The 14299-nt window shown below is 72.5% G+C and carries 12 protein-coding genes; 5 read left to right on the forward strand and 7 right to left on the reverse strand.

Annotated elements, in window-relative coordinates; all coding sequences use genetic code 11:
- Positions 1-7: 7 nt before the first annotated feature.
- Positions 8-493, forward strand: coding sequence for an Lrp/AsnC family transcriptional regulator (locus ACIBK9_RS09500; protein WP_397156603.1), 486 nt, complete (start codon positions 8-10; stop codon positions 491-493).
- A gap of 77 nt (positions 494-570) precedes the next feature.
- On the opposite strand, the gene ACIBK9_RS09505 is transcribed toward ACIBK9_RS09500, so the two are convergent.
- From ACIBK9_RS09505 to ACIBK9_RS09530, 6 genes are all read right to left on the reverse strand, one after another.
- Positions 571-1545, reverse strand: coding sequence for an N-acetylglucosamine kinase (locus ACIBK9_RS09505; RefSeq protein WP_397156605.1), 975 nt, complete (start codon positions 1543-1545; stop codon positions 571-573).
- Positions 1545-2804 carry a 6-phospho-beta-glucosidase gene (locus ACIBK9_RS09510; RefSeq protein ID WP_397156607.1) on the reverse strand — a complete coding sequence of 420 codons (1260 nt, stop codon included), beginning with the start codon at positions 2802-2804 and terminating at the stop codon, positions 1545-1547. Before ACIBK9_RS09510 ends, ACIBK9_RS09505 begins: the two co-directional genes overlap by 1 nt.
- Positions 2801-3691 (reverse strand): carbohydrate ABC transporter permease, encoded by an 891-nt coding sequence (locus tag ACIBK9_RS09515; RefSeq protein WP_352350803.1) that lies wholly within the window; start codon positions 3689-3691, stop codon positions 2801-2803. The genes ACIBK9_RS09510 and ACIBK9_RS09515 overlap by 4 nt, the downstream gene beginning before the upstream one ends.
- Complete coding sequence (locus tag ACIBK9_RS09520) at positions 3688-4629, reverse strand: sugar ABC transporter permease (RefSeq protein WP_358286564.1); 942 nt, start codon at positions 4627-4629, stop codon at positions 3688-3690. The genes ACIBK9_RS09515 and ACIBK9_RS09520 overlap by 4 nt, the downstream gene beginning before the upstream one ends.
- Positions 4630-4635: 6 nt before the next feature.
- On the reverse strand, positions 4636-5967 hold the full coding sequence (locus ACIBK9_RS09525; RefSeq protein WP_397156608.1) for an ABC transporter substrate-binding protein: 1332 nt from the start codon (positions 5965-5967) through the stop codon (positions 4636-4638).
- Positions 5968-6031: 64 nt separating this feature from the next.
- On the reverse strand, positions 6032-7228 hold the full coding sequence (locus ACIBK9_RS09530; protein ID WP_387675420.1) for an ROK family protein: 1197 nt from the start codon (positions 7226-7228) through the stop codon (positions 6032-6034).
- A gap of 314 nt (positions 7229-7542) precedes the next feature.
- Here ACIBK9_RS09530 and ACIBK9_RS09535 point away from each other — a divergent pair, with 314 nt between their 5' ends.
- The 4 genes from ACIBK9_RS09535 (at position 7543) to ACIBK9_RS09550 (ending at position 13274) form a co-directional block, all read left to right on the forward strand.
- Entirely contained in the window at positions 7543-9735 is a 2193-nt protein-coding gene (locus ACIBK9_RS09535) for a HelD family protein (protein WP_397156609.1), read from the forward strand.
- A gap of 521 nt (positions 9736-10256) precedes the next feature.
- The gene (gene lnt / locus ACIBK9_RS09540) at positions 10257-11936 is read left to right on the forward strand and encodes an apolipoprotein N-acyltransferase (RefSeq protein ID WP_397156610.1); all 1680 of its coding nucleotides are present in this window, start codon (positions 10257-10259) and stop codon (positions 11934-11936) included.
- Positions 11933-12679 carry a polyprenol monophosphomannose synthase gene (locus tag ACIBK9_RS09545; protein WP_358286574.1) on the forward strand — a complete coding sequence of 249 codons (747 nt, stop codon included), beginning with the start codon at positions 11933-11935 and terminating at the stop codon, positions 12677-12679. The genes lnt and ACIBK9_RS09545 overlap by 4 nt, the downstream gene beginning before the upstream one ends.
- A gap of 97 nt (positions 12680-12776) precedes the next feature.
- Positions 12777-13274 (forward strand): FxsA family protein, encoded by a 498-nt coding sequence (locus tag ACIBK9_RS09550; RefSeq protein WP_358286576.1) that lies wholly within the window; start codon positions 12777-12779, stop codon positions 13272-13274.
- A gap of 5 nt (positions 13275-13279) precedes the next feature.
- Here the strand turns inward: ACIBK9_RS09550 and ACIBK9_RS09555 are convergent, their stop codons facing one another.
- Positions 13280-14293 (reverse strand): DUF2804 domain-containing protein, encoded by a 1014-nt coding sequence (locus ACIBK9_RS09555; RefSeq protein WP_397156613.1) that lies wholly within the window; start codon positions 14291-14293, stop codon positions 13280-13282.
- Positions 14294-14299 lie beyond the last annotated feature (6 nt).

Below are 14299 nucleotides of genomic sequence, written 5' to 3' on the forward strand. Positions count from 1 at the left end.
TTGACCGATGGAGGAGATCGACCGCCGGATCGTCACGCTGCTCGCCCACGACGGCCGCATGAGTTTCACCGACCTGGCCAGGGAGACCGGGCTCTCCGTCTCCGCGGTCCACCAGCGCGTACGCCGCCTGGAGAAGCGCGGCGTCGTCCGCGGCTACGCCGCCGTCATCGACCACGACGCGATCGGGCTGCCGCTGACCGCGTTCGTGTCGATCAAGCCCATCGACCCCGCCGCCCCCGACGACGCCCCCGTGCGGCTGGCCCATCTGAGCGCCATCGAGGCCTGCCACAGCGTCGCCGGGGACGAGAGCTACATCCTCAAGGTGCGCGTGGCCTCGCCGGTGGCGCTGGAGGACCTGCTGCAGCAGATCCGCGCCTCGGCCAATGTCTCCACCCGCACCACCGTGGTGCTGAGCACGCCCTACGAGCACCGCGCCCCCGTCGTCGCCGCCGACGTCACGCCCGCCGAGCCCGACCAGAACGCCTCCGCCTGAAGCCCTGACGGGCGCCGCCCCCCCCGCAGGACCGGCGCCCGTACCCGGCAAGCCCGACACGCACCTCGGCGGCCGGGTCAGCGGGTGACCGGGAGCGCGAAGTGGGAGCGCAGCCGGGCCAGCGCGCTCTCCGGAGCGCCCAGGTGCTCCAGCCCCAGCAACGCCGCCCCCGCCACCGGCGGCAGGTCGGCCACCACGAGCTCGGCCCGCGGCGCCCTGGCCGCGAACGCCGCCTCCAGCAGCGGCGTCAGCAGCGGGTCCCGGGCCGTCAGCATGCCGCCGCCGAGCACCACCTCGACCGGCGTCCCCAGCAGGCCGAGCCGCCGCAGGCACACCTCGGCCATCACGGTGACCTCCTCGGCCTGCCGCTGGACCAGCGACCGGGCGACCGCGTCCCCGGCCGCCGCGGCGGCCAGCACGCCGGGGGCCAGCTCGTGCAGCCGACCTTCGTCCACGCGCCCGAAGTGCAGGTCGAGCACCAGCTCCTCGACGGTGGCCGTGCCGAAGTGGGCCGTGACCAGCTCCGCCAGGGCCGTCGGGGCGCCGCGGCCGTCCTCGGCGCGCACGGCGTGCCACAGCGCCTCCTCGGCCACGCCCTGGCCGCCGCCCCAGTCGCCGCTGATCCGGCCGAGCGAGGGGAAGCGGGCGACCTGCCCGGCGGGGGAGACGCCGACCGCGTTGATGCCCGCGCCGCACACCACCGCGACCCCCCACGGGGCCGACGTGCCGGCCCGCAGCAGCGCGAAGGTGTCGTTGCGCACCACCACGTCGCCGAACCCGCGGGCGGCGAACTCGGCGGCCAGCGCCTCCTCCTCCACCGGGAAGTCGGCCCCGGCCAGGCAGGCCGACACGTGGCAGAACGCCTGGGCCGGCCGGCCGGTGCGGGCCGCCGCCTCGGCCACCACGTCCACGGCCGCCGCCACGCCCGAGCTCTGCGGCTCGAAGGGCCCCGCCCGGCCGGTCGCGACCACCTCGCCGTCGTCCGCGACCACCGCGACGTCGGTCTTGCTGTTGCCGCCGTCGACGGCCAGGAGCAGCCGGGGGCCCGCCACTAGCCCACCGTCCAGGGCAGGTGCTCGCGGTTGGCCGCCAGCAGCAGGCCGGTCAGCTCCTCGGCGACGTCGTCCTGGCCGATCAGCGGGTGCGCCAGCAGGGCGTCGCGCACCCGGTCCGCGCCGCCCCGGCGGGCGGCGTCCAGGGCCAGGGTCTCGTACGCCGACACGTGCGCGATCAGCCCCGCGTACAGCGGCTCGACGGGCGGCACCGGCAGCGGCGCGGCGCCGGCGGCGGTGATGGCCGCGGGCACCTCGATGACGGCGTCGTCGTCCAGGAAGGGCAGGGTGCCCTGGTTGCGCACGTTGACGACCTGGGCGTCGCCCCGGTCGCCGAGCAGCGAGGCGATCAGCGCCACCGCCGACTCGGAGTAGAACGCGCCGCCCCGCCGGTCCAGCAGCTCCGGCTTGGTCACCACCGACGGGTCGCCGTACATCTCCAGCAGCCGCGCCTCCATCTCGGCCACCTCGGCGGCCCGGGACGGCTTGGCGCGCTGCTCGCGCACCACCGCGTCGTGGGCGTAGAAGTAGCGGAGGTAGTACGACGGGATGACGCCGAGCCGCCGGATCAGCTCCACCCGCAGCCCGAGGGCTTCGGCGATCTCCTCGCCGGCCCGGTCGATGATGTCGGGCAGCACGTCCCGGCCGTCGAGATGGACCGAACGCTCCCAGCTCAGGTGGTTCAGCCCGACATGCCCCAGCGAGATGCGGCCGGGGTCGACGCCCAGCCCGGCGGCGAAGCGGCGCTGGAAGCCGATCGCGACGTTGCACAGCCCGATGGCCCGGTGGCCGGCGTCGAGCAGCGCCCTGGTGACGATGCCGACCGGATTGGTGAAGTCGATGATCCAGGCGTCCGGGGCCTGCCGGCGTACGGTCTCGGCCAGCTCCAGCACGACCGGGACCGTGCGCAGCGCCTTGGCCAGGCCGCCCGCGCCGGTCGTCTCCTGGCCCACGCAGCCGCACTCCAGCGGCAGCGTCTCGTCGACGTTCCTGGCCGCCTGCCCGCCCACCCGGAGCTGGAACAGCACGACCTCGGCCCCCGCGACCCCCTCGGCCACCGAGGAGGTGGCCAGCACGCGCGCCGGATGCCCGGCGTGCGCCAGCATGCGCCGCGACATCCCCGACACCAGCTCAAGACGGGACGGATCCGGATCGATGAGGGCGATCTCCGTCACGGGCAGCTCGTCACGCAGCCGCGCGAACCCGTCGACCAGCTCCGGCGTGTACGTCGAGCCGCCCCCGACCACGGCGAGTTTCAACCCTTCACTCCTGTCAAGGTCACGCCCTCGATGAAGACTTTCTGGGCGAGGAAGAACACGATGATCACCGGGGCGGTCACCAGCAGGGTGGCGGCCATGGTGAGGTTCCACTGGACGCTGTGGAACGCCTTGAACGTGGCCAGGCCGAGCGAGAGCGTCCAGCCCTCCTGCTCGACGCCGGCGTACAGCAGCGGGCCGTAGTAGTCGTTCCAGCAGTAGAAGAACTGGAACAGGGCGACGGCGGCGACCGCCGGGCGGGCCATCGGCAGGATCACCCGCACCAGCGTCCTGAAGTCCGAGCAGCCGTCCACCTTGGCCGCGTCGATGTACTCGCGCGGGATGGTGATCAGGAACTGGCGGAGCAGGAAGATCGAGAACGCGTCGCCGAACAACATCGGCAGGATCAGCGGCCACAGGCTGTCGGTCAGCCCCAGCCGGGCCCACACCAGGTAGATCGGCACCGCGATGACCTGCGGCGGCAGCATCATGGCGGTGATCACCAGCAGGAACGCCGCCCGGCGTCCCCGGAAGCGGAAGCGGGCCAGCGCGTAGGCCACCGGGATCGAGGAGGCCAGCGTGAAGACCGTGCCGAGGCCGGCGTACAGCAGCGTGTTGATCCCCCAGCGCAGCAGCTTCGACTTCTCGAACACCACCACGAAGTTGTCGAAGTTCCACGTGCGCGGCCACAGGTCGCCGGTCAGCGCCTGCTCGTCGGTCATCAGCGCGGTCAGCGTCAGGAACACCACCGGCGCCAGGAACATCAGGGCCAGCACGATCGCCGTCGCGTGCGTGGCGATCCACATCAGCGTGCGCCGCCGCCGCGCCCTGACCCCCTGCCGCCGCGCGGGGGCCGCGGGCGGGGCGGGGGCGGTCATGGTCGCGCTCATATCGCCTCCTCGGCCCGGCGGAACTGCCGCAGCAGGATCAACGTGAAGATCATCGACGTGGCGAACAGCAGCAGCGCCAGCACGCACGCGTAGCCCATCGTCCAGTCGCGGAAGCCCGACTGGAAGAGCCACTGAGGCAGCGTCAGCAGCGACTCGTCCGGATAGCCGGGGGTGAAGGTGGAGCCGGGGGAGTCGGTCGAGCCCGAGGCCACCCGGGAGGCGATCATCGCCTGGGTGAAGTACTGCAGGGCGTAGATGACGTTGGTGACCAGGGCGAACATCAGCACCGGCGCGATCGTCGGCAGCGTCACGCTGCGGAACTGCCGCCAGGCCCCGGCGCCGTCGATGGCGGCGGCCTCGTACAGGTGCCGGGGGACGTCCAGCAGCGCCGCCATGAAGATCACGGCGAGCTGGCCGCAGCTCCACAGCGACAGCAGCGTCAGGCTCGGCTTGGACCAGGCCGGGTCGCCGAACCAGTCGGGCCCGTGGATGCCGAACAGGGCCAGGAACTTGTTCCACGGCCCGGTGGCCGGGTTCATCAGGAAGACGAAGGTGATCGTCCCGGCCGCCAGCGGGACCAGCGACGGCAGGTAGAAGATCGTCCGCAGCACGCCGACGCCGGCCTTGAGCCGGACCACGAGCTGCGCCAGGGCCAGGGAGAACAGCACCGTGGCCGGCACCATGATCGCCACCAGCCACAGCGTGTTCTTGGCCGACATCGCGACCCGCGGGTCGTGCAGCAGGTAGGCGTAGTTGTCCAGCCCGATGAACTCCGGCGTGCTGGTCATGTCGTAGCGGTAGAAGGAGAAGTACACCGTGGACAGCAGCGGATAGACGAAGAAGATCGACACTCCGGCGATCCACGGCGACAACCACAGCAGGGCGCGCAGGCCCTCGCCGCGCCGCCTCGGCGGCGCGGCGTGGGGGGAGGAGGCCATCGCCGATCAGCCCCCGGACAGCTTCAGCTTGTCGTCGATCTGCTTGTCCACGCCCTTGAGCCCGGCGTCGAGGTCGGTGACCGCGCCCTTCTCCCACTTGACGACGAAGGTCGCCAGCGCCTCCTGGTTGAACACGCTGTTGACGCTCGGCGGCAGCGTCGAGGTCTTGGGATGGGAGAAGACGTCGAGGAAGGTGGCGAAGTTCGCGTCCTTGGCCAGGTCGGGCGATTCCATCGCGGCCTTGGTCGTGGGCACGTTGCGCAGGGCGTTGGAGAGCGTCACCAGCGAGCTGGTGTCGGTGGTCAGGTACTTGACCAGCTCCCAGGCCTGCTGCGGGTTCTTGGCGCCCTTGGGGACGCCGATGACGGTGCCGGCGGTGAAGCCGCTGCCGTACAGGTCGGGCTTGTCGTCGGCGACCGGCAGGGGAGCGGTGGCGTAGTCGAGCTTCTTGGCGTCGTTGGCGATCATGGCGTTGCGCCATTCGCCGTCCAGGACCATCGCGATCTTGCCCTTGTAGAACGGGTGGTCGGCGCTCCACTCGTCGCCCAGGCTCTTGCGGAACTTCTCCAGCTTGTCGTAGCCGTACCAGTCGATGAGGTCCTTCTGCCAGCGCAGCAGGGCCTTCCACGCCGGGTCGGTGCCGATGGCCGAGGTGCCGTCGGCGTTGTACCAGGTGGCGCCGACCATGGGGGCCAGGTGGCTGGGGCTGTTCTCGTAGTACTGCGTGCTGGGGACGAACCCGGCCACCTTGATGTCGCCGTTCGCGTCCCGGACGGTCAGCTTCTTGGCCAGCTCGGCCAGCTCGGTCAGCGTCTTGGGCGGCTGGTTGCCCTTCATCAGGGCCTTGTTGTAGTAGAGGCCGTACGCGTCGGCCAGCAGCGGCAGCGTGCACTGCCGGCCGCCGAAGCCGGTGTAGGTACGTGCCACCTCGGGCAGCACCGACAGGTCGATGCCGTCCTGCTTGATGACCGGGGTGAGGTCCTGGAACGATCCCGACCTGCACCACTGGGCGACGTTGTCCGTCGTGAACGAGGCCGCCACGTCCGGCGCGTTGCCGCCCCGGATGGCCTGCGTGATCTGGTCGTCCTGGACGCCCTTGGTGGCCTTGACGGTGATCTGCGGGAACTTGGCGTGGAACCCGGCGATGGCCTCCTCGAACGCCTTGACCTCGGCGTCGGTGGAGAATCCGTGCCAGAGCTGGATGGTGGCCGCCGGGAGGGCCGCGGAGGCCGAGCCCGAGGGTCTGGGCTGGGAGCCGAGCGAGGGCCCGGCCTCCCTGCCGGCGGTGCAGGCGGCGAGCGCGAGGATCGCGACGGCCGCCAGGGGGACGAAGCGCACGGGGGGTGCCTCCTACCGCTGGGGGATCATGAAGGGAGGGTGGAACGGGATGGAGAAAGAGGCTCTAGGAAGGGACGGTCGAGCTGAAGACCTCGTCGCGCACGGTGTCCAGGGCCAGGTCGAGCGCGCCGGCCAGCACCGGGTTGCCCTCCACGTGCGACAGCCGCACGACGGGGCGGGGGATGGTGAGCGCGTGCAGCTCGTGCTCGACCAGCTCGCGCAGCGGCTCGCCGCCCGACAGCACGACGCCGCCGGTCAGCACGATCAGGCCGGGGTCGATGACGGAGGTGATGGCCGCCAGGCCCACCGCCAGGCGGGCGGCGATGTCGCGCAGCCCCGCCCTGGCGTCGTCGGCCTTCTGCCCCGAGCCCTCCGACACGCGTACCGCCTTGGCGATGGCCTGGCGGAAGTCGGTGCCGTGCACGCCGTAGGAGCGCAGCAGCCGCAGCACGGCCGGGCCGCCGGTGAGCGCCTGGTAGCCGTGGTTGGCGTAGCGGCCGGCCTCGCGGGCCGTCGGCGCGCCCGGGGTCGGCATGTACCCGACCTCGCCCGCGCCGCCGGTCGCGCCCCTGTGCATGCGCCCGCCGAGCACGATGGCCGAGCCGATGCCCTCGTCGGCCCACAGCAGCACGAAGTCGGAGTGCCCGCGCGCCGCGCCGTGCGCCTGCTCGGCCAGGGCGACGAGGTTGACGTTGTTCTCCACGTCCACGGCCGTGCCGAGACCCGCGCTGAGGGTGGGCACGAGGTCGTCGATCTGCCAGCCGGGCACGTCCTTGGCGGCGGCGTAGCCGAGCCGGCCGGTGGCCGGGTCGATCGCCGCCTGCACGCCGATCACGACCCGGCGCAGCTTGTCCGGCGGGTTCGCGCCGGCCAGCGCCGCGCCCAGCCGGTCGACCAGCTCGCCGCCCGGCCGCCGGGGCGTGGGCAGCGTGTACGAGCCCACGACCGTGCCGGTGATGTCGGCGACGCGGGCCTCGATGCGGTCGGGGGTGACGTCGAGGGCGCCCACGTGGGCCGCCGCCGGGTTGATCCGGTAGACCTCGGCGGTACGGCCCGGCAGGCCCTCCCTGATGCCGTCCAGGATCACCAGCCCGGCGTCCTGAAGGCGCGACAGCAGCTGGGAGGCGGTGGGCTTGGACAGGCCCGTCAGGGCGCCCAGCTCCGGGCGGGTCAGCGACCCGCGCTCGAGGAGCGCCCGCAGGGCCGCGCGGTCGTTGATCGCGCGCAGCAGGCTGGGCGTTCCCGGAACCGGACCGCTCATCAGGAGGACTCCTTCGACGAAGTTAGGAAACTTTCCTAACTCGTGAACATAGGGAGTTCTCCCATACTGGTCAAGAGGGCGAAACCAAGCCGTGACCCGGAAGGGGGAAGGGAAGATGGGAGTGCCTCGACAGGCGTGCTAATGTCATCGTTTGTCGCAACAACAAGCAGAATGGCCCGGAGTGTCCCATTAACCACAATAATGGTCAGGCGGCAACTCGTCAAACGGAGCTCGCCAAGGAGCAGTCCTACGTCACCGGTCTGTACGACCGCCTCGACGAGCTGCGCGAGCGCACCCAGCGCCGGCTCAAGGAGGTGCTGGCCACGGGCGCCGTCGGCACGATGCAGAACAGATCCGAGCGCGACTCCTTCGCCGACATGTACGCCGGGCGGCTGGCCCGGCTCTGGGCGGTGGAGCGCGGCCTGGTTTTCGGCCGGCTCGACCACGTCGAGGAGGGCCGGCTCTACATCGGCAAGCTCGGCCTCACCGACGACGAGCAACGACGCCTGCTCATCGACTGGCGCGCGCCCGTCGCGCAGCCGTTCTACCGCGCCACCCCCGCCGCGCCCATGGGCGTGACCAGGCGCCGCCACCTGCAGACCAAGGAACGCAGCGTCGTCGGCGTCGACGACGACCTGCTCGACCTCGACGCGCTCACCGAGGACGACCGCGCCACCCTCAACGGCGAGGCCGCGCTGCTGGCCGCACTCGACGAGCGCCGCACCGGCCGGATGCGCGACATCGTCGCCACCATCCAGGCCGAGCAGGACCGCGTCATCCGCAGCGACCTCAACGGCGTCCTGGTCGTGCAGGGCGGCCCCGGCACGGGCAAGACCGTCGTGGCCCTGCACCGGGCCGCCTACCTGCTCTACACCCACCGGGAGCGCCTGGAGCGCCGGGGCGTGCTCATCCTCGGCCCCAACCTCACCTTCCTGCGCTACATCGAGCAGGTCCTGCCCTCGCTCGGCGAGACCGACGTGCTGCTGTCCACCGTGGGCGAGCTGTACCCGGGCGTGACCGCCACCCGGCGCGACCGTCCGGAGGTGGCCGCGGTCAAGGGCGACGCGCGGATGGCCCAGGTGATCGAGCGCGCGGTGCGCGAGCGGCAGAAGGTGCCGCGCAAGCCCATCGAGCTGACGGTGGGCCGGCTGACGCTCACCGTCGACCGCGCCATGCTCGACGCGGCCAAGAACAAGGCCGTGCGCTCGCGCCGCCCGCACAACCAGGCGCGCGCGGTGTTCGTCAGGTCGCTGCTGAACGCGCTGGCCCGGCAGCAGGCCCGCAAGATCGGCAAGGGGCTCATCGACGACGACGAGCTGGCCGACCTGCGCGAGGAACTGCGGACCGAGCCGGTGGTCAAGGCGGCGCTCAACCGGCTGTGGCCGTACCTGACGCCCCAGCGGCTGCTGCTCGGCCTGTACGGGTCGCCCGAGCGGCTCGACGCGGCGGGGGGCGTCCTCAGCCCCGCGGAGAGGGCGCTGCTGCGCCGCGACTCGGCCGAGTGGACCGACGCCGACGTGCCGCTGCTGGACGAGGCCGCCGAGTTGCTGGGCGACATCGACGAGCACGTGCTGCGCGCCTCGGCGATGCAGGCCGAGGAGGAGCTGGCCGCGGCCCGCCAGGCCGAGGAGCACCAGCGCGAGGCCGAGCTGGCCTACGCGCGCGAGGTGCTGGAGCTGACCGGCCTGTCCGACGTCATGGAGGCCGAGCGGCTGGCCGAGCGCCAGCGCGGCGACGGCCCCTACCTCACCACCGCCGAACGCGCCGCCGCCGACCGCACCTGGGCCTACGGGCACGTGATCGTGGACGAGGCGCAGGAGCTGTCGCCGATGGCCTGGCGGGCGGTCATGCGGCGCTGCCCGACGCGGTCGATGACGATCGTCGGCGACATCGCCCAGACCGGCTCGGCGGCGGGGGCGCGCTCGTGGGCGCAGGTGCTGGACCCGTACGTGGCCGGGCGCTGGCGTCAGGAGCGGCTGACGGTCAACTACCGCACGCCCGTGGAGCTCATGGAGGTGGCCGCGCGGGTGCTGGCCGCCATCGACCCGGCCCTGGAGGCGCCGACGTCCGTGCGCGAGCTCGGCGCGCGGCCCTGGTCGGCGCCGCTGCCCGCGCTGCCCGAGCTGGCCAGGTCCGAGGTCGGGGAGGGCGGCAAGGTCGCCGTGGTGGTGCCCGACGCGCTGCTGGACACGCTCGGCGCGCGGCTGGTCGCGGCGGTGGAGGGCGCCGCGGTGGTCACGCCCGGCGCCGGACGGGCCGCCGGGGCCGCCGCCCTCGACGCGCCCCTCGCGGTGATGGGCGTGGCCGACGCCAAGGGCCTGGAGTTCGACTCGGTGATCGTGGCCGAGCCGGACCTCATCGCCGCCCAGTCGCCACGCGGGCCGAGCGACCTGTATGTTGCTCTGACGCGTGCCACGCAACGGCTGGGCGTCGTCCACGAAGGGCCGTTGTCGCAGGCGCTGTCGGGCCTGCCGGGCAGGTCTCCGACGTCGGCAAATGGGCTTTGATCCGCTTTACGACGGCAGGCCGAACATGTCCCACCTGCGGAAACTTGATGTTCCCGCTGATCGGGACACGGTTGACATCTGAGGTGGAGTCGGTAGTTTGCTGCGCAGTCCAGCACGGGACTTGGCCGGTTGGCCGTCTCTGACATCGCCGGATCCTGCGTCCGTGACGGAGCGTGACTTCGTCCACACAGCCAGGTGCAGGGCCGTCGGTCCGTCGAGTCGGGGCACCCCAACCGGTTGGGGGGTTGGACCCGGGACGGGTCCGGGAGCCCAGTAGACAACGGAATTCCGCGCTCGCCGCCGACGAGACGGGTCCGGTCCGAAGGGTTTCCGGGCCCTCTTCCCGCTCTCGTGCGCAGGATCGCGGATCGCGCCGGGTGATCCCGTCCCAAACGGGATCACCCAGCCGGCCGCCTGTGAGCGGCCGTTTTCGATCTCCGCGTGCGCCGCTGGCTTGAGCGCGGCCCCGGGGCGGTAGCGTTTTCGCAAGCAGGCGTGCGATTTTTGCGAGGAGACCCGGCGTGGTTCAGGACAAGACGAGCGTTCCGCCCGTCCCCGGGCGCGAACCGGCTCCCGAGGCGGACGCCACCGCCTCCGAGACCGCCTCCGAGACCGCCTCCGAGACCGCCTCCTCCGCAGGTGAAAGCGATCGCGCCAAGGGCGAGGGCCGGTGGGTGCTCGCCGCGCGGGTCGCGGCCGTGGTCGCCGGCGGGCTGCTGCTCTACACCGCCTTCCCGCCGCTCGACTGGTGGCTGTGCGCGCCGGTCGGCATCGGGCTGATCGTCGCCGGCCTCTATCGCGCCCGTCCCCGGCGCGCCGCGTGGCTGGGTTATCTGGGCGCCGCCGTGTTCCTGTTCCCGGCCCTGGCCTGGGTGCGCACGATCGGCGACGACGTGTGGGTCATGCTGGTGGCCACCGAGAGCGTGTTCTACGCCGTCATGGCCGCCCTGGCGGCCCTGGTGTTCCGGCTGCGGCTGTGGCCGCTGTGGTTCGGCGCGCTGTGGGTGATGATGGAGTGGGCCCGCGGCCTGGTGCCCGTCGGCGGCTTCCCGTGGGCGCGGGTGGCCTTCAGCCAGGGCGAGTCGCTGTTCACCTCCTACGCCGCGCTGGGCGGCGCGCCGCTGGTCTCCTTCGCCGTCACGCTGTGCGGCGCCCTGCTGGCCCACGCCGTCCTGGTGCGGCCCGCCGCCACCGTGGGCAGGGCCGTGAACCAGGTCGTGCGCAGGGCCGTCCCGGTGGCCGTGGCGCTGGCCGTGCCGCTGCTCACGCTCGCCCTGCCGAGGCCGGGCGACGAGGGTCGCTCGATCAACGTCGGCATCGTGCAGGGCAACGTCCCGGGGCGGGGCATGCACCCGCTCGGCGACGAGCCGGCCGTCGTCCTGCGCAACCACGCCGAGGAGACCAAACGGCTGGCCGACGCCGTGCGCGCCGGGGCCCTGCCCAAGCCCGACATCGTCGTCCTGCCCGAGAACTCCACCGACATCGACCCCTACACCAGCGCCTTCGCCCGCCAGGTGATCGACGAGTCGGTCAAGTACGTCGGCGTCCCCACCCTGGTCGGCGCCGTCGTGGCCATCGGCGACGAGCACCGCGCCACGCGCAGCCTGGTGTGGGACCCGGTGAGCGGTCCCGGCGCCTACTACGACAAGCAGCACCTGGTGCCGTTCGGGGAGTACACGCCGTTCAAGGAGATCGTGCTGGCCCTGTGGGAGCGGGCCAACCTGGTCGGCCGGCAGTCGGTCGCGGGCACCAGGCCGGGCGACCTGAAGCTCGGCCCGGTCACCATCGGCGCGGTCAACTGCTACGAGGTGGCCTACGACGACACCGTGCGCGGCACCGTGCGCGCCGGCGGCACCCCGCTGGTGGTGCAGACCAACAACGCCAGCTACGCGCTGTCCAACCTGCCCCCGCAGCAGCTCGCGATGTCCAAGCTGCGGGCCGTCGAGCACAACAGGGCCGTCGTCACGGCCGCCACGACCGGGATCTCCGCATATGTCACGCCTGACGGTAAGGTCTCCTGGCAGACCCGTGAACTTGTCCCTGACATGAACGTGGTCAAGGTGCCCGTACGCACCCAGGAAACGATCGCCACAAAGGTGGGCGAGCTTCCTGAATGGGCATTGATGTTGATGGGAGCGGTGGCTGTGGGAGTCGCCGCACGGCGCGGCAGGCGAGGCGACCGAATGGGGAACGGCTCATGATGGAGACTGTCGGCCGGGTGCTCGTCGTCGTCCCGACCTACAACGAGCGCGACAACCTGCCCGCGATCGTCGAGCGGGTGCGCGCCGCCGTGCCGGACGCCCACGTGCTGGTGGCCGACGACAACAGCCCCGACGGCACCGGTGAGGTCGCCGACGCCCTGGCCGAGGCCGACGAGCACGTCCACGTGCTGCACCGGCCGGGCAAGCAGGGGCTCGGCGCGGCCTACATCGCCGGGTTCCGCTGGGGCCTGGGCGAGGGCTACGACGTGCTGGTCGAGATGGACGCCGACGGCTCCCACCAGCCCGAGGAGCTGCCCAAGCTGCTGCAGGCGCTGGCCGACGGCGCCGACCTGGCGATCGGCTCCCGCTACGTGCCCGGCGGCAAGGTGGTCAACTGGCCCCACCGGCGCGAGCTGCTGTCCAAGGGCGCCAACATCTACACCCGGGTGATGCTCGGCCTGCCGGTGCGCGACGCCACCGCCGGTTTCCGCGCCTACCGGGCCGCCACGCTGGAGAAGGTGGGCCTGGCCGGGGTCGAGTCGCAGGGCTACTGCTTCCAGGTCGACCTCACGCTCCGCACGTCCAGGCACGGGCTGCGGGTGGTGGAGGTGCCGATCACGTTCGTCGAGCGCACGGTCGGCAAGAGCAAGATGAACGGCAAGGTCATGTCCGAGGCGCTGTGGCGCATCGGCATGTGGGGCGTCACCGGCCTGCCGCGCCGCCTGCGCCGCACCCGCGGCTGACCGGCGGCTGACGGGCGCCCGAGGATCCGCGTCCAGGAACGCGCGCGGCCCGCCGGACGTTGTTCCTGATGTACGTGTGCGCGGAATCGAGGAAACGATGCGGCTGCTGCTGTTGCTGGCCCTGCTGGGCGTCCCGGTGCTGGAGGTCTGGCTGCTGATCCAGGTCGGATCGATGATCGGCGGATGGCCGACCGTCGGCCTGCTCGTCGCGGGCAGCCTGCTGGGCGCCTGGCTGGTGCGCCGTGAGGGCCGCCGGGTCTGGCGGCGTCTGCAGGCGGCGCTGTCGGAGGGCCGGGTGCCCGACCGGGAGCTGGCCGACGGTGGCCTGGTGCTGGCCGGCGGCGCCCTGCTGATGATCCCGGGCTTCTTCACCGACGTCGTCGGCTTCGTCTTCGTGCTGCCCTTCACCCGGCCGCTGATGCGGCGGCTGGCGTCGTCGTTCTTCGACCGGCGGGTCAAGCGGGTGGCGGCGGCCTCGCCGTACGCGAACATGTTCCCGTCGGCGCCCGGCGTGGACCGGGCCTCCCAGGGCGGCAAGGTCGTGCACGGCGAGGTCATCCGCGGCGAGGTCATCCACGACGACCGCGACGCCTGACGGCGCTACCAGCGCCGGTAGACCTCCTCGGCCCAGCCGTACAGGCCGTCGACCGTGACGCGCTCGCCGTCGTCGGCGACGACCGTGCCGCGGTAGTGGCCGAACGCCTGGGCCTCCTGGCTGCGCATGTAGAACGCGCGCCGCACGTCGGCCTCGCGCACGTGCTCGGGGACGAACTCCAGGTCCACGCGCTCGCCCTCGATGCGCCAGGGCGCCCGCCAGTCGGTGGTGTCGTACCGCCAGACCAGCTCTTCGCTGATCTTGTGCAGGCGGCCGTCGAGGATCAGGCCGTTCTCCACGCTGCCGGTGCCGTCGGTCCACTTGCCGCCGATCTGCAGGGCGACGTCGCGGCCGCCGGGACGTCCGGCGGCCGCGCCCCAGTTCCAGCGGATGTCGCCGGGCCAGCGCCCGCGCCCGAGGTCGAGCGTGGCCAGGGCGTCGGCGGGGTCGAACTCGTAGGTCAGGCCGCCCACGCGCACGGTGCCCTCGGCGGGCCGGCCGACGTCCTTGACCGTGTACTGGAAGCGGCGCGGGCCCCAGGGCACCACGACCGACAGGCTCTCGCGGCCCGGCACCCGGCGCACCAGCACGTCGGCGGCGATCTCGGCCGACTTCAGCCGCAGCCGGGTGCCGCCGGCGGTCTCATCGACGCTGATGCGGACCGGGCCGGCGCCGATGCGCACGCTGCCCTCGCCGCCGCGCTCGGAGAAGGCCACGCCCCTGGCCGGGACGAGCAGGCCCCGGCTGGAGACCTGCTCGCCGGTGCGCCGGTCGAGGAAGAACGCCGACTCGCCGGCCAGGTAGTCGAGGCTGCTGGCGCTGAAGGCGAACACGTGGCCGGGGCTGGTGACGCACCAGTAGTCCCAGCGCATGGTGCGGCCCCAGCCGCGGATGTTGGCGCGGTGCAGCGGGGTGCGGCTCCAGCCGACCGCGGCCGGGTTGAGCCGGCCGTCGGGCAGGCACAGGTCGACCCGGCGGGTGATCTCGCGCTCGGCGACCGCGCGCGGGCTCGTCTTCATCGTGCT

Source organism: Nonomuraea sp. NPDC050227 (assembly GCF_044459705.1).
Classification (GTDB): Bacteria; Actinomycetota; Actinomycetes; order Streptosporangiales; family Streptosporangiaceae; genus Nonomuraea.